This is a genomic window from Aureibacter tunicatorum (genome assembly GCF_036492635.1).
GTDB classification, from domain to species: domain Bacteria; phylum Bacteroidota; class Bacteroidia; order Cytophagales; family Cyclobacteriaceae; genus Aureibacter; species Aureibacter tunicatorum.
On record NZ_AP025305.1, the window covers coordinates 165,091 to 190,732 of the forward strand.

Below are 25,642 nucleotides of genomic sequence, written 5' to 3' on the forward strand. Positions count from 1 at the left end.
GATCATTCAGTCGATTTTCTATTGAATAGCATATATCCGAAAGAAATAAAGAAGTTATTTCGACTTCCGGAGTCGTCATAGAAACTGTAATTTGCTCTAACAGGCCCTATGGGAGTAAAGTAAATCAATGCTGCATTGGCTGATACTCTTAATTCATTGAATTCATTGGCAGTAATTTCGTAGCCTTGGTTTTCCACTTCAGTCACCTTGGCTAAAGGAACAAATAAATTGAATGATCCTCTAATTTGTAATTTCTTGGCTGGCTCTACAATCATGTGCGCGCCTCCTGCCATATAGAGAGGAGACCTGAAGCTTTTGAGAAAAAGGAATTCCGAGTCCGGATAAGGAGAATACCCGGGGCTATACAATAATGTGCTTGTGTAATTGAACATTTCGGGTTGTATGCTGGCCATAGCCTCAAAGCTTTGCCCGATGCTTAGATACTTATTCAGCTTGTAATAACTGCTTTCCGTTATTTTCGCTTGAGCCCAATTGACATTCTTGGTTTGAGGCCTTTCGATGATAGAAGTCGTCCCTGGAGTGTAGTTAGCAACTCCATTGAACATTCTTAAAGAGATTTCTCCTTTTTTTCCTTCTCTAGGAAATTGTTTTTCATCCCAATTGTCTTTTTGAAGATTAACGGAAAAAGCTCCTCCGCTGAATGTCATATTATCCATTGCGTCTTGCGATGTTACGAATGAACGATTGAAAAAGCTATCATTATTGAAAATGTACCCTGCCCGAAATATCAATTTTTGGGAAGTGCCTAGCGGCATTCCGAGCTCAAGTCCATAGCTGCCATCAAACCTCTTGAGCAAGTCGCTTTCTTTACCGTTCAAGCTGAAAGCGTCGGTTGTCTTAAAGTAATCCCAATCATTGATAGTTATTGTCGGGGCGATATAAAACCTTTTAAAGGTATTTAAATATATTCTGGAATTGTAGTGAAATGAATTATAAAACCCACCTGCATATCCATTGACAGTATGCTCCATAAGCAAGCCGTTGAAGTGGGTAATATTCAATCCTACGTAAAATTCGCTTGGCAAAGAGATATTGATATTTCCTCCGACATCCAATCTAAGATTTCTGCGATTATTTGCTAATAAGTGAAGGTCGTAATTTTGATCATCTTGATCCCAAACGATATTCGGATATACATTTTGAAAGTATTGGTGGGATGTTAGTCTGTAGTATCCAGTTTTAATATCATTAAGGTAAAGCTTGTCTTTATTTTTTTTGTTGAATATGCTTGTAATGAAATTTTTTTCTTTGTCCGAGAATCCAGTGAGTTTGATATCGGAGATTACGATGGACTCTTGTTTAAGCAAAAACTCATTTCTTTTTTCAGCGACTTCTTCGCAACTGACTCTAGTGCTGATTTTAGCCAATATTTCATCCTCTAGTCTTGTAGCAGCCATATATCCAGAATCGATGACTGCCTTCGGGTTTTTAAACCCCATGGATGATACATCTCCGGTCGGTGGAGAAATATATATGCCATCGGGACCGACATCGTCTGGGTTGGTTCTGTCCAAAAAGGAATAAAGCAAAGCTTGGCTTATTAATTTGTCGTCATTTTTTTTGGGATATTCCTCAAATACTTTTGATGAGACATTCACTCCGATAATAATATCCGGATCGAACTCTTTTTTGCATACGTCTACAGGGAAGTTGTTATATACTCCTCCATCGAAATAATACTTGCCGTCGATTTTTATAGGTTGATAGACAAATGGAATAGTCATGGAAGCTCTCATGGCATTCCCTAGCTGACCTTTGGATAGAATCACTTCTTGTTGAGTGAAAATCTCGGAAGCCATTGCTCTGAAGGGAATGAATAAGCTGTCAAAATCGTTTTGAGCAGCTTGCGATGCTCTTGCTGTTATTTTTGCTATGGCAAAGTTCAAGGGAAGGTCTTCGGCAAGTCCAGAGTTAAATGTAGCGTTTAGGCTCGAGTCAAGTTCAAAGCTAATTGATTTCCAAGAAGCATTTGGCTCATTTTCAGCGAAGTATTGATTGTATTTTGGGTCCTTTATTCCATTGATCCATGCTTGGAATTCTTGGCTAATGAAAATTTCCTCGATTTGAAGCGGCGAATATCCAGCGGCATACAGCCCTCCGACTAAAGCTCCCATGGATGTTCCTACAATATAATCCACCGGAATTTCTTTTTCCTCTAAATACTTAAGAACTCCAATATGAGCAACGCCTTTAGCCCCTCCTCCGCTTAGCACGAGCCCTACTGTTGGCCTATCATTATTTTTTTGCTGTTGAGCAAATGTTGCTGAAAGACTCAGTAGAGAGATTAAAACGGTGAATAAGGTGGTTGTCGGTTTCATAAATTTGTAAACTCCAGAGGCTTGTAGCATTTGACGTCAAGAATGCTCTGTCCCTCCGGCACCTCTGTAAAAAGTTTGTATGGAATCTTATCTAACTGGCTGGAAAGAACATTTCTAACCTGCTCAAATTCATTACGCAAATTATCAGCAATAGGTTCCGATGGAGGAATAACAACTCTGAAAGGATCTACTTGCTTTCCATTTTGCCAAAACCTAAAACAAAGATGATTGCCAGTCGCCAACCCTGTTTTTCCAACGAATCCAATGACTTCCCCTTGTTTTACTTTTTTGCCTACTTTGATGCCGCTTTTGATTTTAGACATATGCAAGTATTGAGTCGAATAAACGCTGTTATGCTTTACCTTCACAAAGTTGCCATTGTATTTGCTATAGTGGGCAGCGACTACTATTCCATCCCCAACAGACATGATTGGAGTTCCTTTTGGTGCTGCGTAGTCAGTTCCCAAATGGGCCTTGAACCTTTTTTGCACGGGATGAAATCTTCTACCACTATACCTGCTGCTTATTCTGGTATAATTCAATGGTGCTTTTAGGAAAGCCTTTCTAAGACTATTGCCATCTTCGTCGAAATAGTTGACATCACCGCCTTGATCAAAGTGATAGGCATAGTATTCCTGTCCATAATGGCTGAAACTAGCTGCGATAAGTTTGCCTAGCCCTACTCTTTCGCCATTTACATATTTTTCCTCATAGATGATCTTGAATTTGTCTCCTTTTTGAATGTGGAAAAAATCGATTTGCCATGCGTAAATATCCGAAAGCAAATTCACCAAAGCCGGACTAGCTCCACGATCCATGATACTTTGATACATGGATGAAGTTATAATGCCGGATAAAGTGGCAGTTTTAATTTGAACAGGTTTTTGTCCTTTGTAGATATTGATGCTGTCGCCGAGGTAGTAAACCACATAGTCAACAGGGTTTTGCTCATAAATGAAATATTCAACCTTTGCCAATGAATCCGTTCCCGATTTTAGCAAAGTATACTTCTTGGAGCTTGCCAGTTTGCGAACATCATACACATCTTTGGATGCCATGGCGAGTTCATGGATTTTGCCATAGCCGACATTATGTTTGGCAAGAATTTTAGAAAGATTTTGATTCGGTTCTATATTGGCTTCGAATACTTCAAGAGAATCAATATTAATCCCAAAGGCTTTTTTAGGCTCTTTTTTTGGCAAAATAGGCAAAGCCTCTTTGACTTCATGAGCGACTTGAACCTTTTGCTCTTTGAAGATTTCTTCTTTGAAAAAAGTTATTAGAATGCCTGCAATAGCAATCAGTAAGACAAACAGTATTGGCTTTAATTTCATGAATAATTAATTCGAAATTGAAATTAGTTCAGATTAGAAATGGCTTTGCGGAGGTTTTATTCAAAATACCTGCATTGCAAAAAGATATCATAAAACATCTGAAGCTCTGGGTTTTACAATCCAGAGCTTTTAATAAAACGATGATTTCGATTTTTATTGTTGTCTTTTTTCGAATATAGCGGACACCCAATTGTTCTTTTCACTGGATTTAACAAATGAAAGTCCTAGAGATTCGGCTTTTTCTTGAATCAAAGGAACATCTTCTGTGTAAAAACCGCTTAGCATGAGCGTTGCTTCCGCCTTCATGAGATTTATGTATGAATCCATCTCAGCCAAAAGAACATTTCTGTTGATATTGGCCAATACAATATCAAATTTTTTGTTGAACGATAAAGATTCAACCGTACCTGTTCTGATGATTATATCTTCGCAATGGTTTAAGCCGAAGTTCTCTTTGCTATTTTCCTCGCACCAAGGATCAATATCATATGCTTCTACATATTCAGCGCCTCTTTTATGGGCCATAATCGCCAGTATGCCGGTACCGCAACCTGCGTCCAAAACGGACTTATCTTGGAAATCGATTTCCATTTCATGCTTTAGCATGAGGTAGGTTGTCTCATGATGGCCTGTTCCGAAAGACATTTTAGGATTGATTTCTATATCATAAGCATAGTCTTTATCAGGCTTATGGAATGATGCTCTGACAATGCATTTGTCTTCAACAGTAATAGGGTCGTAATTTTTTTCCCATTCTTCATTCCAGTTCTTGCGCTCGACATCTCCGATTTTGTATTCAATCGAAGTCATTTGAGAATATCTTTCAATAATTTCTTTTGCCGCTTCACTATCGTAATTGTCTTTGGCAGCATAAGCTGAAAAGCCTTTTTCTTCATCAATGAAGGAGTCGAATCCTGCGTTAGACAATTCTGCTTGTAGGATTTCTGCGAAGTATTCGTCGCACAATATTTTGATTTCTATGAAGTCAGTCATTTTATGTAGTGTTGGATAGCTTTTGGCTTGGTTTCAATGTGTTAATTGTTGCATCCGGCGTAGCCTGGTTCGTCAGTGAAATATACCGTGAAGTGAGCTTTGTCTCTATCTTCAACAAAGTACACGGTGTATTCAGCGAATGCTCTGACGTCTACAAAAAACCATTTTCCTTGTTCATCAGCATAGAGTTTATTGTCTTCCTCGTAAACGATCAAATCTGCCAAGCCTTCCGTTTCTTCTTCATAAATCAAAAACTGAGCATAACTAGGCTGTACGGCGATGAATATTCGACCAAAAACATTGCATGCATCTAGCCTTGATTGGGCAAAGGAACCTGTCGCAAACGATAACAATATAATAAATAAGGAAAATAAGATTTTTTTCATTCTAGCAAAGGTTAACGTACAAAGCGAAAAATGTTAAATCGCAAAGTCATATCGCCTGTCGGGTTTTGATGCAGACAATATTTTTTCATACAACAAAAAAACACAGTCCTCATTAATTATTCAAGCATGTTGCAATTTTTAACACATTGGAACATGAAATAATGAAAACTGTGTTGTTTATTAATCTTTGCTAAGAAAGACTGGATTAGAATGACTTCACGATATCAACAAAGTCTCTTGCCACTAGTGAAGCTCCACCGATCAATCCTCCATCAACATCTTTGCCTGCGAAAATTTCTTTGGCATTTGAAGGCTTGCAGCTTCCACCGTAAAGAATAGAAACTTTGTCAGCGATTTCTTGGCCATATTTGCTGGCTAGATGCTTTCTGATAGCGTCATGCATTTCCTGAGCTTGCTCAGAAGAGGCTGTTCTACCAGTTCCGATAGCCCAAATTGGTTCGTAAGCGATGACGATTTTTTCGAATTGCTCATTGCTAAGGTGGAATATGCTTTCAGTAAGCTGTTGGCAAACGAAATCTACTTCAGTGCCTGCTTCTCTGATATCCAATGCTTCTCCGCAGCAAAATATAGGAATCATGCCATGCTCGTAAACTTTATCAACTTTAGCAGCTAATTGCTCGTTGCTTTCGTTGAAATACTCTCTTCTCTCGCTGTGTCCAAGAATCACGTAGTCCACACCCATAGAAGCTAGCATTGCCGCTGAGATTTCTCCTGTGTATGCTCCCTGCTCATGTTCGCTGCAATTTTGCGCTGCTATGAACACGTTCGCTGAATCTTTGATCAACTTTGATACACTGTCAAGGTGAACGAAAGGCGTTCCTAAAATAACCTTCGCGTCGGAATTCACTTCGTCAGTTACTATATTAACCACTTCGGATGCAAGTATTTTACCTTCTTCCAAAGTTTTATGCATTTTCCAGTTTCCTGCTACTATCTTATCTCTCATGTTGTTTTTTGAAAATTTTTGCTAGAAATCCAATGTTAACAAATATAAAACCCAATAATACCAAAACATATGATATATATCAATATTGCAAGACCAAGGCGATTAAGCTGGTCTTGTTCTCAAAACTTGATATCGTGAATTAAGTTGCCAAGTCTACTTCAGATCTCTAGTATTCATATAAAATACACTAGCAAGTGCAAATAATAATATATATAATACTGAAATACCTATTTCCCATGGCTCAACGAATGACATCTTCTCTGGGGAAAAGTACTTCCAAAAGGGGAAAGTGTTAAGTTCTCTGAAAACACCGCTAGGGAAAAAGTTTCCAATGTCTCCCAGTGCCCATCCGGCAAGTCTCTGCAAAATGATTGTCCAGGCGAAGAATAGCAAAATGCTTTCAGCAGTTTTTTTAACGACAAAAGCGAAAAGCATTGCCAAAGAAAGGTAGCCCATCAATTCTAGGCCGTAAAGCAATACGGCTTCCATTCCTGAGAGTATCGACAATTGCTCGTTTCCGCTTATTGAAGCATTGGATTTGCCCACCAGCAAAGTTGACACGAAAAGAAAAAGCATAGAAGCTATGGTCAGAATCGCAACAACGGAGAATTTCCCAAGCACTAAGCTTTTAGGATCTAGTCCATTGATGACTTGTTGTTTGAATGTTTTGAAACGGTATTCGTTGCAAATAATCATGATGATGATGATTGCTGGTATTGGATTCAAGTAACTAGCCATGTAAGCCAAATTTCTCCATACATCCGGGAATGCAAAAACGCTGTTGATCATTTGCGGAATATTGGCGGCTATGTCGCCTTCAGTTTGGATCGTAAGCGTTGCATTGTTCAGAAAAAATGAAAAGTTGTTGGTCATCATGTAGAACAAGAATGCGTAAACTGCGAACATTACCCAAAATGATGTATTGTACATCAGTTTGATCAGTTCGATTTTGATGACTTTTTTCATGACTTGTGGCGTTTAATAATGTTCAAAAATTCTTCTTCGAGGCTTTTCTTGACTTCTGAAAAATGAGTAATTGTGAGCTCTTGATCGTTTAGGTGTTTGGATAGGTCTTTGAGGTACGATCGGTCTCCTAATTGCACGATAAATTTTCCTGATTCTTTCTTAATAGATTTAATGCCGTTGAAGTCTTCCAACAACGATTTAAGCTTTTCAGGGTTGTCAGCGTTGATTTCTACGATAGTATCGCTTGTAGTCAGGGCATTGATAGGGCCTTCGTATAGTTTCTCACCTTTATCGAGGACAATAAGGTGGGAACAAACTTTTTCCACTTCGTCAAGCAGGTGGCTGGCTAGCAGAATAGTTTTGCCTTTATCACCCAACTCTATGATCATCTGGCGAATTTCAGCGATTCCCTCAGGATCCAAACCATTGGTAGGTTCGTCTAGGATCATTACTTCAGGGTCACCAAGCATGGCTGAAGCGATAGCTAGCCGCTGTTTCATTCCAAGCGAATAATTTTGATATTTTCTTTTGGCATGCTCTTTCATTCCAGTGAATTCAAGAGCAGTCTTTATGTCTGATGAGCTGGCTCCTTTGATTTCCGCCACGATCTCCAAGTTTTTCGCTCCCGTTAGGTAAGGATAAAAGTTAGGAGTTTCGAGCAATGCGCCTATATTTTGTCTGGCATTGCTGTTTTCTTTATTTAAGTTCCAAGAAAAGCTGCCTTGATATCCATGAGTGACATTCAATAAGATGCCGAGCGTGGTGGATTTTCCGCTTCCGTTTGGCCCCAAGATTCCCATTATAGAGCCTTTGGGGACTGAAAAGCTAAGGTTTTGCACAGCTTTGACTTTACCGAAACTCTTGCTAAGATTGGTTACTGTTAGAATTTCCAAAATAATTATTTTTCTGTTTTAGCTAAAAATCAATATATTAAAGGCAATCTTATGCAAAATCTTTGATCATAAATTGCGTTTTGAAATAATAAGAGTAATACGCATATGATTTTTAGATTTTGATACATGTATCATTTTTTTGATCTTGCTTAAGATTAGATTGCAATATTGTGTAACTATTTAGTTTAGGGTATAATTCAAATACGATAATAATGACATTAAGATACTCCGTTCTGCTTATATATATGTCTTTTTTTATGACGATTTTAAGCGTTGAAGCCCAAAAGGTGGATTATGCTCAAATTGTTGACGGCAAGTTCCTGAATTATGGAGGCGCTTTTCCTGAAGATTTACTGAGTTCAAGAACCGCTGTTTTGGTTCGTTCAACTCAGGTATCGTCTCTTGACAAGTCTAGAGGGCCATGGAAGGAAATTTCAGCGATTTCGCATAGAACATTCAAAGATTTAGGCATTGACGCGATGGCCTATTACAATGCGGATGATTTTTTCGCCACGGGGCAGACAAGATATGACTTTGCTTTGCAAATGGTGAAGAGAAGAGTTTCTAATATTTTGATTATCGATCAGCAAGAAGCTCAAGGTAGAAAAGTTTATAATATGGTAATCACATCCTTTAATGGAAAGCGTTCCTTGATAGACCATGGATCGGAAGCATGGAGATTGGAGTCAGGTGACTTGAAAGAAATCTTAAAGGAATTAGAAGATCAAATAGTGCACTCCACATTAGTTAGGGAAAATAATTTGGTTTTGGATGAGCCTGAATATTTTGAAATAGAATCGGTTATTAAAAAGAAAGCTAAAAGGTACAAGACATTTCCTTCGGACTTGACAGTTGATAAGTTGGCGATTCCAATTTATGAAGATATGGAAGTCCCTGAATCCTTTGCTTCAAATTCGTTTAATCAGCAGTTGCAAAAAGATGTAAATGCTTATAATTCAGAAATAAGCAGAAGGAATCAATTGATGAAGGAGTATTTTGCATCTTATCCGTTTCAATATGAATTCCTTGAGTATGACAGACGTAAAGAAGATCATTTGTTAAATAATGGCTTCAACTATGTGCTGTTGACGATGGAAACGAGTGGAGAGAGTATCAAGAAGTCTTTGGAATACGATGATGAAAATATTAAGCAAGAGGTATATACATCCCAACGACTTTTAGACTTTAAGAAAGAAACATATGAGGATGTAGAGAATAATCCTGCAACGGGAAAAGTTGTAAAGTTTTATATCAAGCATCTTCTTACTGGAAATGTTTATGTCTGTAATCCATGGGAAGCTTCCTCTGACTGGGAAAAGTCAATTAGAACTTTGATGTTAAATATGAGTGAGGCTATGAGTTTTGACAAACGAGCCAAATAAGGAGTTTATAATTAGTATAAACTTTAGAATAGATTTATGTATTGAATATATATCAAATTATTGTTTTATAATATTATTTTGACATAATAAATTCAAATTCTTACTTTGCCTGAGTAGTAAAAGGAAATTAAATATCGATTTTATGAAAAGGCTTACTATTTTTTTATTTTTTTCTGCTCTGTTTTTACGATTAAGCGCCCAAGATTTTGACGAGCCTAGGCCCTGCAAGGCAGACACACATGTCCAAGATCAATCTAGACAAAGGAATATTATGGCTGATGAGTTGCCATGGTATCCTGATGAAGGAAAGTTCATCGTTCCTGTGGTGTTTCATGTTTTCGGGGATGATTTTTCGGGCAAAAAGGTGACCACTGAAATCATAGAAAATGCTTTGAAGCTTACAAATGAAGATTTTATGGGTATGCGCCCTGATTTTCAAGCTGTAATGGAAGAGTTTGAGGATGTTAAACAATCAATGAACATTGAGTTCAGGTTGGCTAAAATTGCTCCTGATGGAAGGCCCTCTACAGGTGTTACATTTAATCCAAATGAAGCGGGTTTTGGAAATGGCAATGGATATGACGCCAAGGTAAAGCAGTATGCTTGGGATAATCACAAGTATATGAATGTATATATCATGCTAGATTTATATGATGATGGAACGACAAATAATTCAGGTGTTGCTTGGCTGCCTAATGAATGGATGTCGAATAATAATTTAGCTAGAGTCGTTTATAATGGACGTTATTTAGGCTCAAATACATCTGAGAATTTCAGGTCGGTCTTAACGCATGAGTTTGGACACTTTTTAGGTCTTCATCACACTTTTCAGGGAGGATGCACAAATAGCAATAATGATGACGGTGTATTGGACACGCCTAAAAAGGAAAATTCTAATAGAATGGCCAAGGGCTCCAAGAATTGCTTTGATGAAGTGATGAATGTGGAGAACTTTATGGATTATACGGATTTTTACGCCATGTTCACAAGTGGGCAAGTCGGTAGAATGACTGGAGAGGCTTATGGCCTGAGGCATAGTGCTAGATCATCCTTATGGTCTGAGGAGAATTTGATAGCTACAGGGGTGGCTGACGACATGCCGCCTTCTATTCATTATTCATTATATGAGTTGATGGAAGACAAAGTGAATGATGGTACTGTAAGCACCCAGATTCGTGTATTAGCGGTGTCCACTTCTTTTAATAAAGAAGGTCAATTAATCGAAAATGTTGATTTTGAAATTGAAGGTGTGCCTGAAGGTCTCACTGCTAAATTGGAGACAGAATCTTCTCAGGTAATTTTGTTGAGTTTCGAAGGAAAGGCAACTGACCATTCAGAGGGGACAGAAGAGATTAAGATAAAGTTTTTGGACACGATGTTTGAAGGAGGCGCTTCAACAATAATGAATGTTGAGTCCACTATTGAAATCCATTTTATGGATCCTTACACTGAGTATTGCGAGCCGGGGGTTGATTGGACTGCGTATAGCCATATTTCAGGAGTATCTATAGGAAGTTATTCGACGAAAAGCGGCAATGATATATATTCTAAACATACTGATCATGAGAAAACAGTGGTTAGGCCAGAGTCGAATGTCAATATCACGGTGACAGCTCATGCAGGAAATTCAGGGATGTCGGATTATAATGTCATAAGAATATGGGCGGATTGGAATCGAAATTTTTTGTTCGAGGAAGATGAATTGTTGGTGATGGAGGAGTACAAGATTCAAGATGTTGTAAATTCAAACAAAGAGTATAACTTTAGTTATAACCTTGTTCTTCCGGAAGAATTGACTGAGGGTGATTTGGTGATTAGGTTTATGGTGCACTATCAGAATGGGAATGATGGAGAGGATCCATGCGAGAATTATGAAAGCGGAGAAGTGGAGGACTATGCTTTGGAAATAAGAAGGATTACCGGCATTGGCGACGAACATGCTCCTGTGCTTTATCCAAATCCGAGCGATGGAAATATTTCTTTAGGCAAACGCTATGAGGAAGTTCAAGTATTTTCTCTTCAAGGGTTGGGGTTGAGCAAGCATTTTGATGTCGATGCTATTGATTTGTCAAGCTTGAAGAATGGAATATATATTCTCAGGATGATTAATGGAACCCGTAAAGAAAATGTGAAAATAGTAATTGCAAAGTAGGTTAGCATTAATAATACCTTTGCGAGTTAAACAAATCAAATGCAGGAGGATTAGTATTTTATGAAACTTCCTGCATTTATATTTCTAATGCTTTTTGCTTGTTGCTCCTTGGAATCAGCGCAAGGACAGACTAAAAAGCCAAAGACAAAAAAAGAAAAGGCTTACGTGCCTAATGATAGCATACCTGACGCGATAAGAAGCAATTTTCAAAAAGCGTTTCCCGATGCTTTGACATTTGGTTGGTATGCCTCTCCTAGCGGAGTTAATTGGGAATCATACGGCGTTGGGTCCGGCCCATGGTATGATGAAATGTGGGATAATGATATCTGGATGGATGGATACCCTGGCGAAGGCATTACCTATCCGAATATTTACGAGGTGGAATATAAATATCAAGGACATGATTGCTATTCGGTTTATTCCGCTGAAGGCATGCTATTGCAAACGAGAGTAATGCTTGATCTTGAGAGTTTGCCAAAGGTTGTCTCCGAGACCTTCCACAATGGACCTTTTGCCAATTACAAGGTGAAGAGCGTGAGCGAGGAAATAAGACCCGGTAGATTTGATGTTTATAGAATAATAGTTAAAAAGGGACTTTTTGGTCGGCATGTTATTTATTACGGCAAAGATGGAAAACAACTAAAGCATATTTCATCCCCAGATTAAATTCATTAAATTGAGATAATTTAATTTCTTAAAATAAATTGAACTGCTAATTATAAGTGAGCATTTTTAGGAACTTGGTTGCTCTTCGTCTGCAAAGATTTTTGCTTTCAGTCGGCCTCATAATATTGAGTATAACTACTGGGGTTTGTTTTTATCATTTTTATGAGGATTATTCATTCATTGACGCTGTGTATATGACAGCGATCACAATTTCTACTGTTGGCTATTCTGAAATCAATGAATTAAGTCCTGAGGGAAGAATGTTCACTTCCGTTTATGTGTTTTTCAACTTAATGGTTTTCGCCTTCAGCATATCGACGTTGACAGCTTATTTGTTTGAAGGGGAATTCAAAAAGATTTATAAAATATTCATGATAGGTATGGATGTCAAGAAGCTTAAAAACCATGTCATTGTTTGCGGTTATGGACGTAATGGAGTGAAAGCTTGCGAAGAGTTGGCGAACTCCAATACTGATTTTGTAGTTATTGAAAACAATCAGGAACTCATTAAGGAAACGGTCAACTCCAATAAAATCAATTTTATTTATGGCGACGCTACCTTGGATGAGACTCTTCATAGCGCGCAGATTCAACATGCTAGCGCTATCATTACTACTTTGCCTAGAGATGCAGAAAATGTATTTATTACCCTTACAGCTAGAGAGCTTAACCCGGAAATAAATATTATTGCGAGAGCTCATGAGGAAAATACAGAGAAGAAGCTTACTCGAGCGGGAGCAAACCATATAGTGAAGCCCGATACTTTGGGAGGCATGACAATGGCTATGCTGATAACGAAGCCAGTGGTTATAGAATTTTTGGAGCTATTGAATGGGATGAGCCATAATGAAATGGTTCTTGAAGAATTCAATCATTCAGAGTTTAAAGATGAGTTCAAGGAATTGACATTAAGAGAACTTGATATTCGAAAGAAAACCAATGTGATGGTCATTGGACTTAAGGATAATAACAAGGGGTTTATTTTCACTCCATCGTCGGCCATGAAAATGAAAGATGATAGTTATTTGATTCTGCTGGGGAAGGAAGAAAATATAGAGAAGTTTAAAAAGGTTTATTCTAGAGAAGAATGATGGTAAAATGAAAAACGCCGGCTTATCAAGCCGGCGTTTGGTTATTTATGCTTTTTGAAGAACTGGTTTTTCTTTTCTTTCCGATATTTTGATCGGCTCTTTTGTGATGCTGAACATTTTTCCGAAAGTCAGGCATCTCCAAAGCCATTCTAATGGTCCGAATTTGAAGCTTTGCAACCAATATTTGCTATATGCAATTTGGAAAGCGTAGATCAATACGGCTACGATCATTACTTCCGCAAGGCTCAATGTTCCGAAGAACCCCAAGCCAAAGCTGTAAAAGATTGCGATTCCCAACACTGTATGCATGATATAGTTCGAGAACGACATTCTTCCTGCATGCGACAAAGTGGCGTTAAGCACTTTTTGGCCTATTTTCGTTTTGAAAGCGATGGACATTGTTGAAACATACGCCGTGCAAAGTGCTATTTGACCTAAAGGCATAAGGAATTTGAAAGCGATATCAGTCCATTCTTTTGGAAATTTGCCAATGCTTCCGCCTATCCACATTGAAAAAAGAGTCAATGAAACTCCTAAAGACCAAGATATGATCAAGGTGGATTTCTTAGCGGATTTGTTTTGGATGAATTTGGTTGAAGCTACATAATATCCCAATAGGAATAATCCCAAGACTTTGAAAGGCCTTCCGTCAGGAATCATGTCAAACCATCTCCACATGACATTGTGCATGTTTAGCTTCCATACTTCTAGAATGTTTCCATGCTGGAAAATATTGGTAACTTCCATAGGCGTCATGTCAAGGTAAGTCTTCATCGCCAAAGCCTTGTCAGGAGTCATCCAACCCGGAGCTACGATTAACACAATGATATTGTATAGAATCGGAATGTTGAACAGAATCGCACTTCCGATAAGCATTTGCTTAGGTGTCAGGTTGCGAAGAAAATAGACAAGAACTAATCCCATAAGCGCATATAAAGTAAGGATGTCTCCTGACCAAATTAGCGTATGAATAATCCCAAATACGAATAACACCAGCATTCTTCTGGTATATGTTTTCACAAATGGAGCTTGGTTTTCTCTATGCTTTTTGTATTGAAAATAGAATCCTATTCCAAACAATATTGAAAATAGAGTGTAAAATTTAGTGTCTATGAAGAAGTTTATGAATGCGTTGATTCCTTGATCCAAGTTGTAGAAGGAAAGGTTTTCAATCATTTCATAAGGAATGAATTTGTACCCGCTCCAGCTAAGAATGTTGGCTAGAAGGATGCCAAGTATGGCGAAACCTCTTAATACGTCAATGATAACGACTCTGTCGCTTGCGAGTGTGGGAGCTAATTTTTCCATATTGTATTTTCAGGTTGGTTAAAATACATGCCCAAAAGAGCGGAAAAATTATGAGATGTAATGCTTTAATAGCGAAAAGTATGTTAAAAAACTAAAAAATGAGGCGAAAAAGTACCCGTTCAGTAAAAAAATGAGCTGAAAAAATCATTACTATTCGCTACCGTTTACATGACAAAAGTAAGAAACTGAAGTTGCTTTAGGGTTAGGCTAATGTAAAGTGTATGTAATCAAAACACTTTTTCTATTAAGGAAAAAATAATTGCCTTTTCATACAATATTTAAGCTTATAATGAGATTAAGGTACTAAGGATATTTTTACATTTTATTTAAATAGCGTTATGATGAAAATTTTAAAATCCTACGGCTTGATTACTTTGGGAGTTTTCATTTATACTTTAGGGTGGGCCGCCTTCATTATTCCCTCGAAAATTTCCGGAGGTGGAGTCAGCGGTGCTGCGACATTGGTTTACCAATCTACGGGAGTGCCTGTTTGGATAACTTACATGCTTGTCAATATTGTGTTGTTGCTTTTTGGAATCAGGGCATTGGGCAAACAGTATGGCGTTAAAATTGTATATGGTGCCAGTGTGACTACATTCTTCTTTTCCTTATTGCAAGCTAATATTAGCGAACCTGTGGTTCACGAAGCGTTTATGGCGGCGGTGATTGGTGGCGTGATGTCCGGAATAGGCGTAGGCTTGATTTTGATGGAAGGAGGTAGCTTGGGAGGCACGGATATTATAGCTTCCATTATTGTAAAATACAAGAATTACTCGCCAGGCAAGATTTTATTGATCTTGGACATGTCTGTAATCTTGGCTTCTTATTTTGTTTTTCATTCAGTTGAGGCTATAGTTTATGCGGGTGTTGTTATGGGAGTGATGTCTTATGTGATCGATTTAATGTTGACAGGTAGAAATGCCAGTGTGCAAATTTTTATATTTTCAGAAAAACACGAAACTATAGCCAAAAGGATTTGCGACGAAACGATGCGAGGCGTGACAATATTGGATGGCAAAGGATGGTATTCCAAAGAAGAAAAGAAAATCATCATGCTGATGGTAAGGAAGAAGGAATATACTCAAATATTGCGTATTGCCAAGAACGAGGATTCCGAAGCATTTATTAGCGTGGCTTCGGTAATGGGAGTTTATGGAAGAGGCTTTGATGCTATTAAGCTTTAACGCACTTTATATAAAAAGTCCATCAAAATAATACTACTTGTGATTTTTTTTTTATTTTGTAAAATGATAGACTACTTAAGAGTATAGAAAGCAATGTATAAAAAAATAGCCGTAGCTGTAGCCTTTTCGCCGACATGTCAAGCATTGATATCCGAAGCTTTGAGGTTGCAGTCACTTTTTGATTCCGAATTGCTGCTTATTCATGTTGGTAAGAACGACGATGAAGAGCAGAAAAAAATGGATGATATTCTTCGCAAGGCATCTTTAGCCAAAGACAAGACTAAATTGATCTGGAAAAGCGGCAATAATACTGCGGATATCATTTTAGAGGTTTGCTTGAAGGAGAAAGTCGACTTATTGGTTGCTGGCGCATTAAGGAAGGAAAACCTATATGGATATTATATTGGATCCATAGCAAGAAAGATTCTGCGCAAGTCCAACTGTTCGGTTTTGATGTTGACGAATCCTAGCTTGAAGCCTAATTCATTCAATAAAGTTGTCATTCAAGCTGGAGCGAGCAGCGTGCCGCAAAGAGCTTTGAGCATAGGTTGCCAATTGGCTAAGATGGAAGAGTCTTCGATCGTCCACATCGTCAGGGAAGTTAAGTTGTTGGGGCTTAGCATGGCTTTGGCCAGTGAAGAGACAGAGGATGAATATGGAAAGACCAAGAAAAACATCGTCAATGAAGAGGTGATTGAAGTAGAGCGCAAGCTGAAAGGCCTGGATACCGAAGGTTTGCGTCTTAATATCAAAGTCACTGCCGGCAAGCCGGGGCACGAACTTTCTAATTTTGTGCAAAAAATTCATGCGGATTTATTGATAATGCAGGGGCTTGATCGCAAAATGAAATTCATCGATCGAATTTTTAGACAGGATTTGGAGCATATCATGAGCAACCTTCCAACCAATCTCTTGATCGTTCATTGATGATCGAGCGATTTTGAGGCATTATTCTTTGAGTTAAATAACATTACATGGAAAAACTAAATCATAGCGAGATCATTACTTTGCTTCTTCAGCTTTCCATCTTATTGGCGAGTTCGAGGTTGTTGGCGGAGCTTGTTCGCAAGTTGAAGCAACCAGGAGTAGTGGGTGAGATCTTGGCCGGGGTTCTTTTGGGACCGACTTTTTTTGGAGCATTCTTTCCAGAGGCATACGATTCATTGTTCCCTGCTGTAGGGAACTCTTCGATAATATTGGATGGCCTGTTCACAATAGGCGTCATACTTTTGTTGTTTATCGCTGGATTGGAAGTTGAACTTCCTTTAGTGTGGCAACAAGGCAAAAGGGCTGTTTATGTTAGTTTATGTTCTTTATTCATACCCATTATCGTAGGGTTTGGGTGCGCGTATTCTTTTCCGGAGTTTTTTGGCTCTGTCAATGAGGAACAAAGAGTTGTATTCGCATTATTTCTGGGCACGACCTTATCCATTACAGCGCTTCCTGTTATCGCCAGAATTTTGATGGATTTGAATATTTTCAAAAGCAAGATGGGTATGTTGATTATCGCATCCGCTATGATCATAGATATACTGGGCTGGTTCATTTTCACCATTATCTTGAGCATGATGGAAACAGGCGAGCAAAAGATTGGACTTTGGCATACTATCGGGCTTACGCTTGGCTTCACAATGATCATGCTTACGATTGGTAAGGTGATTATCGATCGATCGTTGCCTTGGATTAATAAGAAGTTAGCATGGCCCGGAGGAGTATTGTCCTTATCTATGGCTTTATGTTTTCTTGCGGCGGCATTTACAGAGTCGATCGGCATACATTCTATCTTCGGAGCTTTTATCGTTGGTATAGCCATGGGGGATTCCGTTCACTTTTCCGAAAGAGCAAAGGAGATTGTCCATCAGTTTATCAATAATATTTTCGCTCCATTGTTCTTTGTGTCAATAGGCTTGTATGTGAATTTTATCGACAATTTCAACCTAATGCAGGTACTTGCGATTACAGGCTTGGCTTTTGTAGTGAAAGTGTTTGGCGCTTTGCTTGGAGCTAGGCTTGGAGGAATGAACAATAATGATTCGCTGATCGTAGGTTTTGGCATGAATACGCACGGTACTTTGGAAGTTATTTTAGGAACGATTGCGTTAAGCGCCGGATTGATTACCGAAGAGTTGTTTGTGTCTATTGTCGTTATGGTGATTGTCACGATTATTTTCTCAGCACCAATTATGAAATATTTTATTGGCAAGTCAAGAAATGAATAGCATTTGCGCAACTATAGGAGCCTGTGATTCGATATAATCAAGGTGCAATTTGAATGTGAAATGCATATTAATATATTTTTGGATAATTATGTTTACTTTTGAGACTTGCGAATTCGGGTATCGTGCGGTAAAATATTAATCACAAAGGATGAAATTAGTAGCGGACAGTCTAGTAAAAATATATGGGCAGAGAACTGTTGTAAACAAAGTATCTGTTGAAGTTAATCAAGGTGAGATTGTAGGGCTGTTGGGGCCAAATGGAGCAGGGAAGACCACTTCATTCTATATGATTGTAGGCTTGATAAAACCTAACCAAGGAAAGATTTACCTTGAGGATCAGGATATTACTACTTTGCCAATGTTCAAGCGCGCAAAGCTTGGGGTCGGCTATTTGGCTCAGGAAGCATCGGTATTCAGAGGCTTGACGGTAGAGGAGAATATCAAAGCGGTGCTTGAAATGACTAAAAAAACTAAGCAGGAGCAAAAGGAAAAAGTGGAGGAACTGCTGGAGGAATTTAGTCTTACGCACGTTAGAAAAAATTTGGGGAAAGTGCTTTCGGGTGGAGAAAGAAGAAGAACGGAGATAGCAAGAGCTTTGGCAGTGGATCCAAATTTTGTGCTATTGGATGAGCCTTTCGCGGGAGTTGATCCAATTGCCGTGGAGGAGATTCAGTCTATTGTCGCAAAATTGAAGAATAAAAATATCGGAATTTTGATCACCGACCATAATGTAAACGAAACATTGTCAATCACCGATCGAGCGTATTTGATGTTTGAAGGCAAATTGCTAAAGGCAGGATCTGCGGAAGAGTTGGCTTCGGACCCTCAAGTGAGAAAGGTATATCTTGGTCAGAACTTTGAATTGAAGAGAAAGAGTTTCGATTAGCTCTGATTCATTTTAATACCACTATGGAAATCATCAATACATTTTTGAATTGGGTGATGAAAAAGCGTATACATCAAATTGAGCTTTTTCTTAAATACCCCAACGAAGTGCAGGGAGATGTGCTTAAGAAGCTTCTTAAAGAAGCCAAAGGCACTTCTTTTGGAAAGCAATATCATTTTAAAGAAATTTCATCTGCTGAGCAATTCAGCGAAAGGGTTCCTGTATCTACTTACGAAGAATTGTACCCTTGGATAGATAGAGTGTTGAAAGGCGAGCAAAACGTGCTTTGGCCTACTGAGATCAAGTGGTTTGCCAAGTCGTCAGGGACTACCAATGCAAGAAGCAAGTTTATTCCTGTTTCTCAGGCGGCATTGGAAGATTGCCATTATAAGGGAGGAAAGGATTTGATTTCTATTTATGCCAATAATTATCCTGATTCTAAAATCTTCACGGGAAAAAGCTTGGCCATAGGCGGAAGCCATCAAATAAACAAACTTAGCCAAGAGGCAAACTCCTACTTTGGAGATGTGTCAGCGGTTATCATGCAAAATTTGCCGGCTTGGACGCAGTTGCAAAGAATTCCAAAGCTTGATATCGCCTTGATGGATGAATGGGAGGCTAAGATTCAAATCATGGCGGAGACTTGCTCTGAGGAGAATGTTACCAGCATATTTGGCGTTCCAACTTGGACATTGGTGCTTATACAGAGAATTCTGGAATTGAAAGGCAAGGACAATATACTGGAAGTATGGCCAAATTTGGAGCTTTTTGTTCATGGAGCTGTAGCTTTTGGCCCTTATAGAGAGCTTTTTCAGAATCTGATTCCAACGTCTAAGATGAGGTACTTGGAGACATATAATGCTTCCGAGGGATTTTTTGGCATTCAGGATCAGAGGAATAGCGAAGAAATGTTGCTCATGCTCGATTATGGCATATACTATGAGTTTGTGCCGATGGATCAGATCAATGAGGAGAGGCCTCAGACTCTGACCTTGGATCAAGTGGAATTAGGCAAGAATTACGCGGTAGTTATATCAACCAATGCTGGACTGTGGAGGTATATGATCGGAGATACGGTCAAGTTTACTTCTTTATATCCATTTAGAATAAAAATCTCAGGAAGGACAAAGCATTTTATCAATGCATTTGGAGAAGAAGTCATAGTGGAAAATGCGGAGCAAGCTATCACAAGCGCTTGTAAAAAAACAGGAGCTATCATAAGCAACTTTACTGCAGGTCCAAAATACCTAGGAGAAGGTACCAAAGGAGCCCATGAATGGATTATTGAGTTTGAGAAGAGGCCAAGCGACTTGAATGATTTTACTGATGAGCTTGATAGAACTCTTCGTGAGATCAATTCGGATTATGATGCTAAAAGGTACAAGGACCTTGCTTTGGTTAAGCCAACAGTGCATGCAGTTGAAAATGGCACTTTTTACGCATGGATGAAGAGAAGAGGCAAATTAGGAGGACAAAATAAAGTGCCAAGGCTCTCCAATGACAGAACATATCTTGACGGTATATTGGAAAGCATTAATTGATATTAGAATACAAGACACAAAAGGCGTTGCTTTAGGAAGTGACGCCTTTTTATTTATTGAAGTAAATCAATAAAAACGGTATCAGGAAAAACGTCAATATGATATAAGCGAATCCCCAAAGTCTGTTTTTTATCGTAAGATTTCCTAGTTTGAAGGCAAAAGCTACAATAGACTCTCTGATGGGTTTGAATGGAAGAAATAGCAAAATCCCCGCTGTATTGAATAGAAAGTGCACCACTGCGATTACCAAAGCCGCTTCTGATTGCGACACAGCGGCGATGAATCCAGTTATGGTTGTTCCAAGGTTTGCGCCCATTACAAAAGGAAATGCCATTCTCAGACTAACTTTATTTGTAGCTACGAATGGAACTACCAGTGATGTGGTTACAGAGCTCGATTGAACCAATGCTGTGATCAAGCCTCCCCAAGACAAGGAGCTGATTGGCGATCTGAATATGATGTTTTGAAACCAAGATTGCGATTGGGATATCAGCCTTTTGTATATAAAGTTTGAAAATAGCTTCAAGGATGTAAATACCATGGCGGCGGAAAGTATAACCAAAATAACGTCGCTTTTAAGAACCGACCTGAAATATTCCACCACTACTCTAAAGTCCAACACTTCCCAGAAGAAAGTATGGCCAAGTGTTTCAGGATTGTTGAATGAGGAATCAGAAACAAACTGGGCGATTTCAGAAGCGAAATTGGTAAGTAATTGGTACCTGATTTCCAGAGGGAAAAGAATCAACACGATTAAAATGTTGAAGATATCATGCAACATGGCCGCTGATATCGCTTTTCTGAATTCGTTCTTTTTTGCGATAAAGCCTAAAGCGACGATCGTACTGGTCAACGTTGTGCCGATATTGGCTCCCATGATGATAGGCACTGCTTCTCCTACGGTAAGGGTATTGGAAGCCACAAGCGCTATTGCCATGGATGTGCAGGTAGAGCTGCTTTGTATCAAAGCCGTAATGAAAAGGCCTACAAAAAGCCCGATATATGGATTTGAAGCTATCGCTAATATGCTTTGAGCTGTTTCTTTACCAAGATGTTCGAACGAAACAGTCATTAGCTCTACAGACAAAAGGAAAAATATAAGAATGCAGAAAGTCATCAAGATGCTTCCTAGTATATCAGCTCCTCTTCTCCAATTGCCATTAGATGTAGATGTCAGTGTCTTCTGCATAAATCCTTTTGGTGTTCTTGTTCCAAATTTTGGAATGAGTTATTCCGTTTGTTTGTCTTTTAGGCTGGAAACATTCCGAAGATTTCGCGCCTAAAAACTCAAGCACAAAATTATCATATATTTAAGTCATTTCCTTAAGGGGAGTTTAAAGTCTTTGTTAAGCTTTAAATGCTCATTCTCAATATGAATGAGAAATAATTAAAAAAGTACTGTTTTAAATTATATATGAATATCCAGGCTTTTGATAAAGTTTTCGTAATGTATAATTAAAGTTAGTGTAATTATGATAAAAATAAAATTTTTGCAACATACTTGAAATTCATTTAAGACATTTTCGCTTAATAAAATGATATATTCAACAATGGGAATCTTATTAATATTAACTTAACATTAAAAATAAAAAACTATGGTAGTTTTGCGATGTCGACGTATAAATACGCTATTATTGCAGTTGACGATTAGGGAAGATTCGTTTAGCTTACAATAGAACATAAATACAAAATTTAGTTTAAATGGAATTCGGAATATTCGATGCCTTGAGAATTGTCGGGGCCCTAGGGTTCTTCATTTACGGGATGAAGGTGATGAGCGAAGGCATCCAGAATGTCGCTGGCGACAAAATGAGAAACATTTTGGGCGCAATGACTTCCAACCGCTTCATGGGCATGCTCACTGGAGTATTGATTACCGCTTTGGTGCAGTCTTCTTCAGCCACTACAGTGATGGTAGTGAGTTTTGTGAATGCGGGCTTGCTTAGTTTGGTGCAGTCGATAGGTGTGATTATGGGTGCCAATATTGGTACTACGGTTACCAGTTGGTTGATTACGCTTCTTGGTTTAGGAAAGTTTAGCGTTGCGGCGATATCCTTGCCTATTATCGCGATTGGATTTCCAATGATGTTCGCAAAGAACGTCAAGTGGAAATATTGGTCGGAAGTTATTATCGGTTTCGCGATTCTTTTTATGGGATTGAGCGAGTTGAAATCAGCTATGCCTGATCTGAAAAGCAACCCTGAAGCTTTGAGCTTTGTTCAAGACTTGACAGAAATGGGGTATATTGCTATTCCGATTACGGTTTTGATTGGTACTTTGCTTACTATAGTTGTTCAATCTTCCAGCGCGGCGATGGCAATCACATTGATTATGGTAAACCAAGGTTGGATTCCGCTGGAAATCGCATGCGCTATTGTATTAGGAGAGAATATCGGAACTACGGTAACGGCTAATTTAGCGGCCATGATTGGTAATGTTCACGCTAAGAGAGCTGCCAGAGCCCACTTTATTTTCAATGTTTTTGGTGTGTTTTGGATGTTGTTGGCATTTCCGTATTTTGTTGATTTGATCAAGGCAATTATGACTTCTTCGGTTGGAGATTGGCTAGTGAGCAAGATCCAAGGCGAGAATTCATTCAATACGATATCTTTGTCATTATTCCATACACTATTCAATATCATCAATGTCTTTGTGTTGATTTGGTTTGTGAACTTTATCAAGGATGTTGTAATCAAATTTGTGCCGTCAAGAGGCAAGGAAGATGAAGAGTCTCATTTGGAATACATGGGAGATGGTATCATTTCTTCCGTTCAAGAAGCTGTTGAGAAAGTTCGTGGATTTGGATATATCGTCGGTGATATGAACAAGTTCATCGAAGGAATGCTCAATGCCCAAAATCAAGAGGAAAGAGACAAAAATTACAATAAAATCAGCAAGTACGAGCAGAGAACAGACGAACTTAAGGTTGAAATTGCGAATTATTTGACGAAGCTTTCAGAGTCTGGAACATTTACTTCCCAGTCTGTTGAAATTAAAGAATTGCTGAGCATAATCGATGATTTGGAGCGTGTGGCGGATATTTACTTGAGAATTGCCAAGGCCGTGAAGAAGATGTTCGCTAAAAATATAGAATTGACTCAGTCCCAAATTAATGATTTGAATAAGATGTGCGAGTTGATCAAGCAGTCGATAGAAATCATGAATAAAAACTTGGGACAAGAGGACTTCTCACAAGTTCAAAAGGATGAAGCTTCAAATATCGAGAACAGCATTAATCATTTGAGAAAGCAATTAAGAAAACAGAATATCAAGGCTATTGACGCATCTGAGTATAGCTTGAAAAGCGGTATGTTCTTCTATGATATGATTTTCTCTTTTGAATTATTGGCTAATCACGTTTACAATGTAACGAATGATTTGGCAGAGGATGGAATTATGGATTAAAAATCCAAAGAGTTTATAAGCAAAAGCCGATGCATTTCGCATCGGCTTTTTTATTGAAAATACTTATAGTCTAGTGATCTGAAAGGGCTAGATCCTTGAAAGATTGATTTTTCTCAAGGCCAATTTTTTTTCTTAGCCTGTATTTTTTCATTTCGATAGCTTTGACGGAAGTATTTTGGATCGTGGCGATTTCCTTGTTGCTCAGATCCATTTTAACAAGACCCAACAGTTTTCTTTCATTCTCATTGAGGTTTGGAAAATTCTGCTCGATTTTGAATGTGAAGCTATCTTCAAGCTCTTCAAGCTTTTGATTCATTTGGTCGTTTTTAGTCAAAGAATTGATGGAATGGTTGATCCAGTTTTGAAGCTCTTTGATTTGTTTTACTCTTAGATAGCCTTCCTCATTTTTTAAAGCGTTGATTTTTTCGTTGAGTGTATTGTATATGCTTATTTGCTCTTGGTATATTGATTGGGCTTTGACAAACTTGTCTTTTTCAAATTTTAATTGAAATTCCAATTCGTTCTTCTTAAGCTCTTTTGTGGCAAGTTGCTCTTTTGCGAGGCTTTTTTCGAGCTCTATAATTAGTTTCTTCTTTTTAATCGTCTTTTTCTGGTTTTTCATGATGGCGCCCATGATCGCCGAGGAGAGCAAAAGGAATATTCCAAGTCCTATTTTTTGACGATTTTCCATTTTGTTCTTAAGCAAGAGCAGTTCGTACTGATAGCTTCTTTTTTCAAGTTCTTCTTCATGCAATTTGTCTTCTATGTTTTTAAGCTTGTTTTGATGGTAGATGGAATCGTTGATTTGATTGTAGAGCTTTAAGAATTTTAATGCTTTCTTAGTCTCATTGCCTTTTTCATAGATGTCGCTAAGTCCTCTGTAAGTTGGCAACAACAAGTTTCTGTATTTACTTTCTTTGACCAAAGGGGGATTCTTCAAGTAGGTTTCAATGGCCATGTCTTTATTCCCAATTTGCGCGTAATATCGAGCCAAGTTATTGTTGGAATGTATGATGTCCAGGTAATTGTTTATTTGTCTGTAGATATTGTTGGAAGCAATGATATACGAATAGGCAGAGTCTGGCATTTCTTCAATCAAGAAAAGATTGCCAATATTGTTATTTAGGGCGGCGAAATTCATTTTTCGCTTGTAAGTGCTGGTGTCAGGAAAATGAGACAAAGATTTTTTATAATAGACTAATGATGAATCGTACTTTTCGAGGTCTTTGTAATTCATGGCTATGGCATTGTAAATCGCTGAAAGCCCAATGTCATAGTTGGCCTTTTTATAAGACGATAATGCCGAGTCGAGCATGATATTGGATTGAGCAAAATCTCCTTCTTCTGTCAAAATTCTTCCAATATAATATTTAGCTCTGCCCATATATAGGTAATCATTGGCTTTTTCTGCCATTTTTGAGCCTTTTAAGAAAATATTCAAGGCTTCAAGATGTTTGCCCTCTTTCATCATAAAGCTGGCTTCGAATAACATGACGGAGATTCTCAGCCTATAATCCTCAGCATTGTAATATCTCCAATTTTTTATGCTTTGTATTGGCGTGAAGTAATCTCTTTTTTTGGAATAGAATTGGACATTGGCTATTTCCATTTGCGAATATATGCCATACAAAGCTAAAGAGTCGGCGATTTCCTTGTTTATGCTTTTATCGAAAGTGATGATAGAATCTATTGAATTGAAGAGATCTTGGAAAAGAAAGGGGGAATCTTTATAACCGTTAGAGGATAATTTGATAGCTTCTTTATATCTATTTTTGACTAGGTCAAGAGAGGAATGTTCTTTGCCATAGGCAATGCCTGTGATGAAAAATGACAATAACAGTATTGAAGCCAATCGGAAGATTAAACGATCAAATTGTTGCATTTTTCTTTTTATAAAAGATAACGTTGTATTCATAGATCAATTGTTTTG

General features: G+C 38.2%; 20 protein-coding genes. 10 read left to right on the forward strand and 10 right to left on the reverse strand.

The features are described 5' to 3' along the window. Positions 1–2 precede the first annotated feature (2 nt). The 7 genes from AABK36_RS00625 to AABK36_RS00655 form a co-directional block, all read right to left on the reverse strand. The gene (locus AABK36_RS00625) at positions 3–2,339 is read right to left on the reverse strand and encodes a patatin-like phospholipase family protein (protein ID WP_309937078.1); all 2,337 of its coding nucleotides are present in this window, start codon (positions 2,337–2,339) and stop codon (positions 3–5) included. Then, positions 2,336–3,673 (reverse strand): peptidoglycan DD-metalloendopeptidase family protein, encoded by a 1,338-nt coding sequence (locus tag AABK36_RS00630; RefSeq protein WP_309937079.1) that lies wholly within the window; start codon positions 3,671–3,673, stop codon positions 2,336–2,338. The genes AABK36_RS00625 and AABK36_RS00630 overlap by 4 nt, the downstream gene beginning before the upstream one ends. 153 nt (positions 3,674–3,826) lie before the next feature. Then, positions 3,827–4,666, reverse strand: coding sequence for a 50S ribosomal protein L11 methyltransferase (prmA, locus tag AABK36_RS00635; protein ID WP_309937080.1), 840 nt, complete (start codon positions 4,664–4,666; stop codon positions 3,827–3,829). Between the two features lie 41 nt (positions 4,667–4,707). Further along, positions 4,708–5,052, reverse strand: a complete 345-nt coding sequence (locus AABK36_RS00640) for a 7(1) septoil knot domain-containing protein (protein ID WP_309937081.1) — start codon at positions 5,050–5,052, stop codon at positions 4,708–4,710. Between the two features lie 205 nt (positions 5,053–5,257). Further along, positions 5,258–6,019 carry a triose-phosphate isomerase gene (gene tpiA, locus AABK36_RS00645; protein WP_309937082.1) on the reverse strand — a complete coding sequence of 254 codons (762 nt, stop codon included), beginning with the start codon at positions 6,017–6,019 and terminating at the stop codon, positions 5,258–5,260. Between the two features lie 153 nt (positions 6,020–6,172). Then, entirely contained in the window at positions 6,173–6,985 is an 813-nt protein-coding gene (locus tag AABK36_RS00650) for an ABC transporter permease (protein ID WP_309937083.1), read from the reverse strand. After that, positions 6,982–7,878: an ABC transporter ATP-binding protein gene (locus AABK36_RS00655; RefSeq protein WP_309937084.1), complete on the reverse strand. Its 897-nt coding sequence runs from the start codon at positions 7,876–7,878 to the stop codon at positions 6,982–6,984. Before AABK36_RS00655 ends, AABK36_RS00650 begins: the two co-directional genes overlap by 4 nt. 257 nt (positions 7,879–8,135) lie before the next feature. Here AABK36_RS00655 and AABK36_RS00660 point away from each other — a divergent pair, with 257 nt between their 5' ends. From AABK36_RS00660 to AABK36_RS00675, 4 genes are all read left to right on the forward strand, one after another. Beyond that, positions 8,136–9,260 carry a hypothetical protein gene (locus tag AABK36_RS00660; protein WP_309937085.1) on the forward strand — a complete coding sequence of 375 codons (1,125 nt, stop codon included), beginning with the start codon at positions 8,136–8,138 and terminating at the stop codon, positions 9,258–9,260. A gap of 142 nt (positions 9,261–9,402) precedes the next feature. Next, a complete protein-coding gene (locus AABK36_RS00665; protein ID WP_309937086.1) occupies positions 9,403–11,412 on the forward strand; it encodes a M43 family zinc metalloprotease in 2,010 nt (669 codons plus the stop codon). 60 nt (positions 11,413–11,472) lie between these two features. After that, positions 11,473–12,078, forward strand: coding sequence for a hypothetical protein (locus AABK36_RS00670; protein WP_309937087.1), 606 nt, complete (start codon positions 11,473–11,475; stop codon positions 12,076–12,078). A gap of 125 nt (positions 12,079–12,203) precedes the next feature. Next, entirely contained in the window at positions 12,204–13,169 is a 966-nt protein-coding gene (locus AABK36_RS00675; protein ID WP_309937088.1) for a potassium channel family protein, read from the forward strand. A gap of 45 nt (positions 13,170–13,214) precedes the next feature. Here AABK36_RS00675 and AABK36_RS00680 read toward each other — a convergent pair whose 3' ends face one another. Further along, positions 13,215–14,477 carry a DUF418 domain-containing protein gene (locus tag AABK36_RS00680; protein ID WP_309937089.1) on the reverse strand — a complete coding sequence of 421 codons (1,263 nt, stop codon included), beginning with the start codon at positions 14,475–14,477 and terminating at the stop codon, positions 13,215–13,217. Positions 14,478–14,815: 338 nt separating this feature from the next. Between AABK36_RS00680 and AABK36_RS00685 the strand changes: the two genes are divergently transcribed. From AABK36_RS00685 to AABK36_RS00705, 5 genes are all read left to right on the forward strand, one after another. Further along, on the forward strand, positions 14,816–15,661 hold the full coding sequence (locus tag AABK36_RS00685; RefSeq protein WP_309937090.1) for a YitT family protein: 846 nt from the start codon (positions 14,816–14,818) through the stop codon (positions 15,659–15,661). 93 nt (positions 15,662–15,754) lie between these two features. Continuing rightward, positions 15,755–16,588 (forward strand): universal stress protein, encoded by an 834-nt coding sequence (locus AABK36_RS00690; RefSeq protein ID WP_309937091.1) that lies wholly within the window; start codon positions 15,755–15,757, stop codon positions 16,586–16,588. A 47-nt stretch (positions 16,589–16,635) separates the two neighbouring features. Continuing rightward, the gene (locus AABK36_RS00695; protein WP_309937092.1) at positions 16,636–17,880 is read left to right on the forward strand and encodes a cation:proton antiporter; all 1,245 of its coding nucleotides are present in this window, start codon (positions 16,636–16,638) and stop codon (positions 17,878–17,880) included. A gap of 148 nt (positions 17,881–18,028) precedes the next feature. Further along, complete coding sequence (lptB, locus tag AABK36_RS00700; protein WP_309937093.1) at positions 18,029–18,766, forward strand: LPS export ABC transporter ATP-binding protein; 738 nt, start codon at positions 18,029–18,031, stop codon at positions 18,764–18,766. Between the two features lie 23 nt (positions 18,767–18,789). Next, a complete protein-coding gene (locus tag AABK36_RS00705) occupies positions 18,790–20,307 on the forward strand; it encodes a GH3 auxin-responsive promoter family protein (RefSeq protein ID WP_309937094.1) in 1,518 nt (505 codons plus the stop codon). A 49-nt stretch (positions 20,308–20,356) separates the two neighbouring features. Here the strand turns inward: AABK36_RS00705 and AABK36_RS00710 are convergent, their stop codons facing one another. Next, on the reverse strand, positions 20,357–21,496 hold the full coding sequence (locus tag AABK36_RS00710; protein ID WP_309937095.1) for a Na/Pi symporter: 1,140 nt from the start codon (positions 21,494–21,496) through the stop codon (positions 20,357–20,359). Positions 21,497–22,008: 512 nt separating this feature from the next. On the opposite strand from AABK36_RS00710, the gene AABK36_RS00715 reads away from it, so the two are divergent. Further along, positions 22,009–23,712: a Na/Pi cotransporter family protein gene (locus AABK36_RS00715; protein WP_309937096.1), complete on the forward strand. Its 1,704-nt coding sequence runs from the start codon at positions 22,009–22,011 to the stop codon at positions 23,710–23,712. Positions 23,713–23,782: 70 nt separating this feature from the next. On the opposite strand, the gene AABK36_RS00720 is transcribed toward AABK36_RS00715, so the two are convergent. Beyond that, positions 23,783–25,627, reverse strand: a complete 1,845-nt coding sequence (locus AABK36_RS00720; protein ID WP_309937097.1) for a hypothetical protein — start codon at positions 25,625–25,627, stop codon at positions 23,783–23,785. Between the last annotated feature and the right edge of the window lie 15 nt (positions 25,628–25,642).

Excerpts from the sequence above, each read along its gene's own strand:
- lptB (WP_309937093.1), top strand. The coding sequence starts at position 18,029 with ATGAAATTAGTAGCGGACAGTCTAGTAAAAATATATGGGCAGAGAACT.
- AABK36_RS00640 (WP_309937081.1), bottom strand. The coding sequence starts at position 5,052 with ATGAAAAAAATCTTATTTTCCTTATTTATTATATTGTTATCGTTTGCG.
- prmA (WP_309937080.1), bottom strand. The coding sequence starts at position 4,666 with ATGACTGACTTCATAGAAATCAAAATATTGTGCGACGAATACTTCGCA.
- AABK36_RS00705 (WP_309937094.1), top strand. The coding sequence starts at position 18,790 with ATGGAAATCATCAATACATTTTTGAATTGGGTGATGAAAAAGCGTATA.
- AABK36_RS00690 (WP_309937091.1), top strand. The coding sequence starts at position 15,755 with ATGTATAAAAAAATAGCCGTAGCTGTAGCCTTTTCGCCGACATGTCAA.
- AABK36_RS00670 (WP_309937087.1), top strand. The coding sequence starts at position 11,473 with ATGAAACTTCCTGCATTTATATTTCTAATGCTTTTTGCTTGTTGCTCC.
- tpiA (WP_309937082.1), bottom strand. The coding sequence starts at position 6,019 with ATGAGAGATAAGATAGTAGCAGGAAACTGGAAAATGCATAAAACTTTG.
- AABK36_RS00625 (WP_309937078.1), bottom strand. The coding sequence starts at position 2,339 with ATGAAACCGACAACCACCTTATTCACCGTTTTAATCTCTCTACTGAGT.
- AABK36_RS00695 (WP_309937092.1), top strand. The coding sequence starts at position 16,636 with ATGGAAAAACTAAATCATAGCGAGATCATTACTTTGCTTCTTCAGCTT.
- AABK36_RS00630 (WP_309937079.1), bottom strand. The coding sequence starts at position 3,673 with ATGAAATTAAAGCCAATACTGTTTGTCTTACTGATTGCTATTGCAGGC.
- AABK36_RS00665 (WP_309937086.1), top strand. The coding sequence starts at position 9,403 with ATGAAAAGGCTTACTATTTTTTTATTTTTTTCTGCTCTGTTTTTACGA.
- AABK36_RS00720 (WP_309937097.1), bottom strand. The coding sequence starts at position 25,627 with ATGAATACAACGTTATCTTTTATAAAAAGAAAAATGCAACAATTTGAT.
- AABK36_RS00710 (WP_309937095.1), bottom strand. The coding sequence starts at position 21,496 with ATGCAGAAGACACTGACATCTACATCTAATGGCAATTGGAGAAGAGGA.
- AABK36_RS00685 (WP_309937090.1), top strand. The coding sequence starts at position 14,816 with ATGATGAAAATTTTAAAATCCTACGGCTTGATTACTTTGGGAGTTTTC.
- AABK36_RS00650 (WP_309937083.1), bottom strand. The coding sequence starts at position 6,985 with ATGAAAAAAGTCATCAAAATCGAACTGATCAAACTGATGTACAATACA.
- AABK36_RS00660 (WP_309937085.1), top strand. The coding sequence starts at position 8,136 with ATGACGATTTTAAGCGTTGAAGCCCAAAAGGTGGATTATGCTCAAATT.
- AABK36_RS00680 (WP_309937089.1), bottom strand. The coding sequence starts at position 14,477 with ATGGAAAAATTAGCTCCCACACTCGCAAGCGACAGAGTCGTTATCATT.
- AABK36_RS00715 (WP_309937096.1), top strand. The coding sequence starts at position 22,009 with ATGGAATTCGGAATATTCGATGCCTTGAGAATTGTCGGGGCCCTAGGG.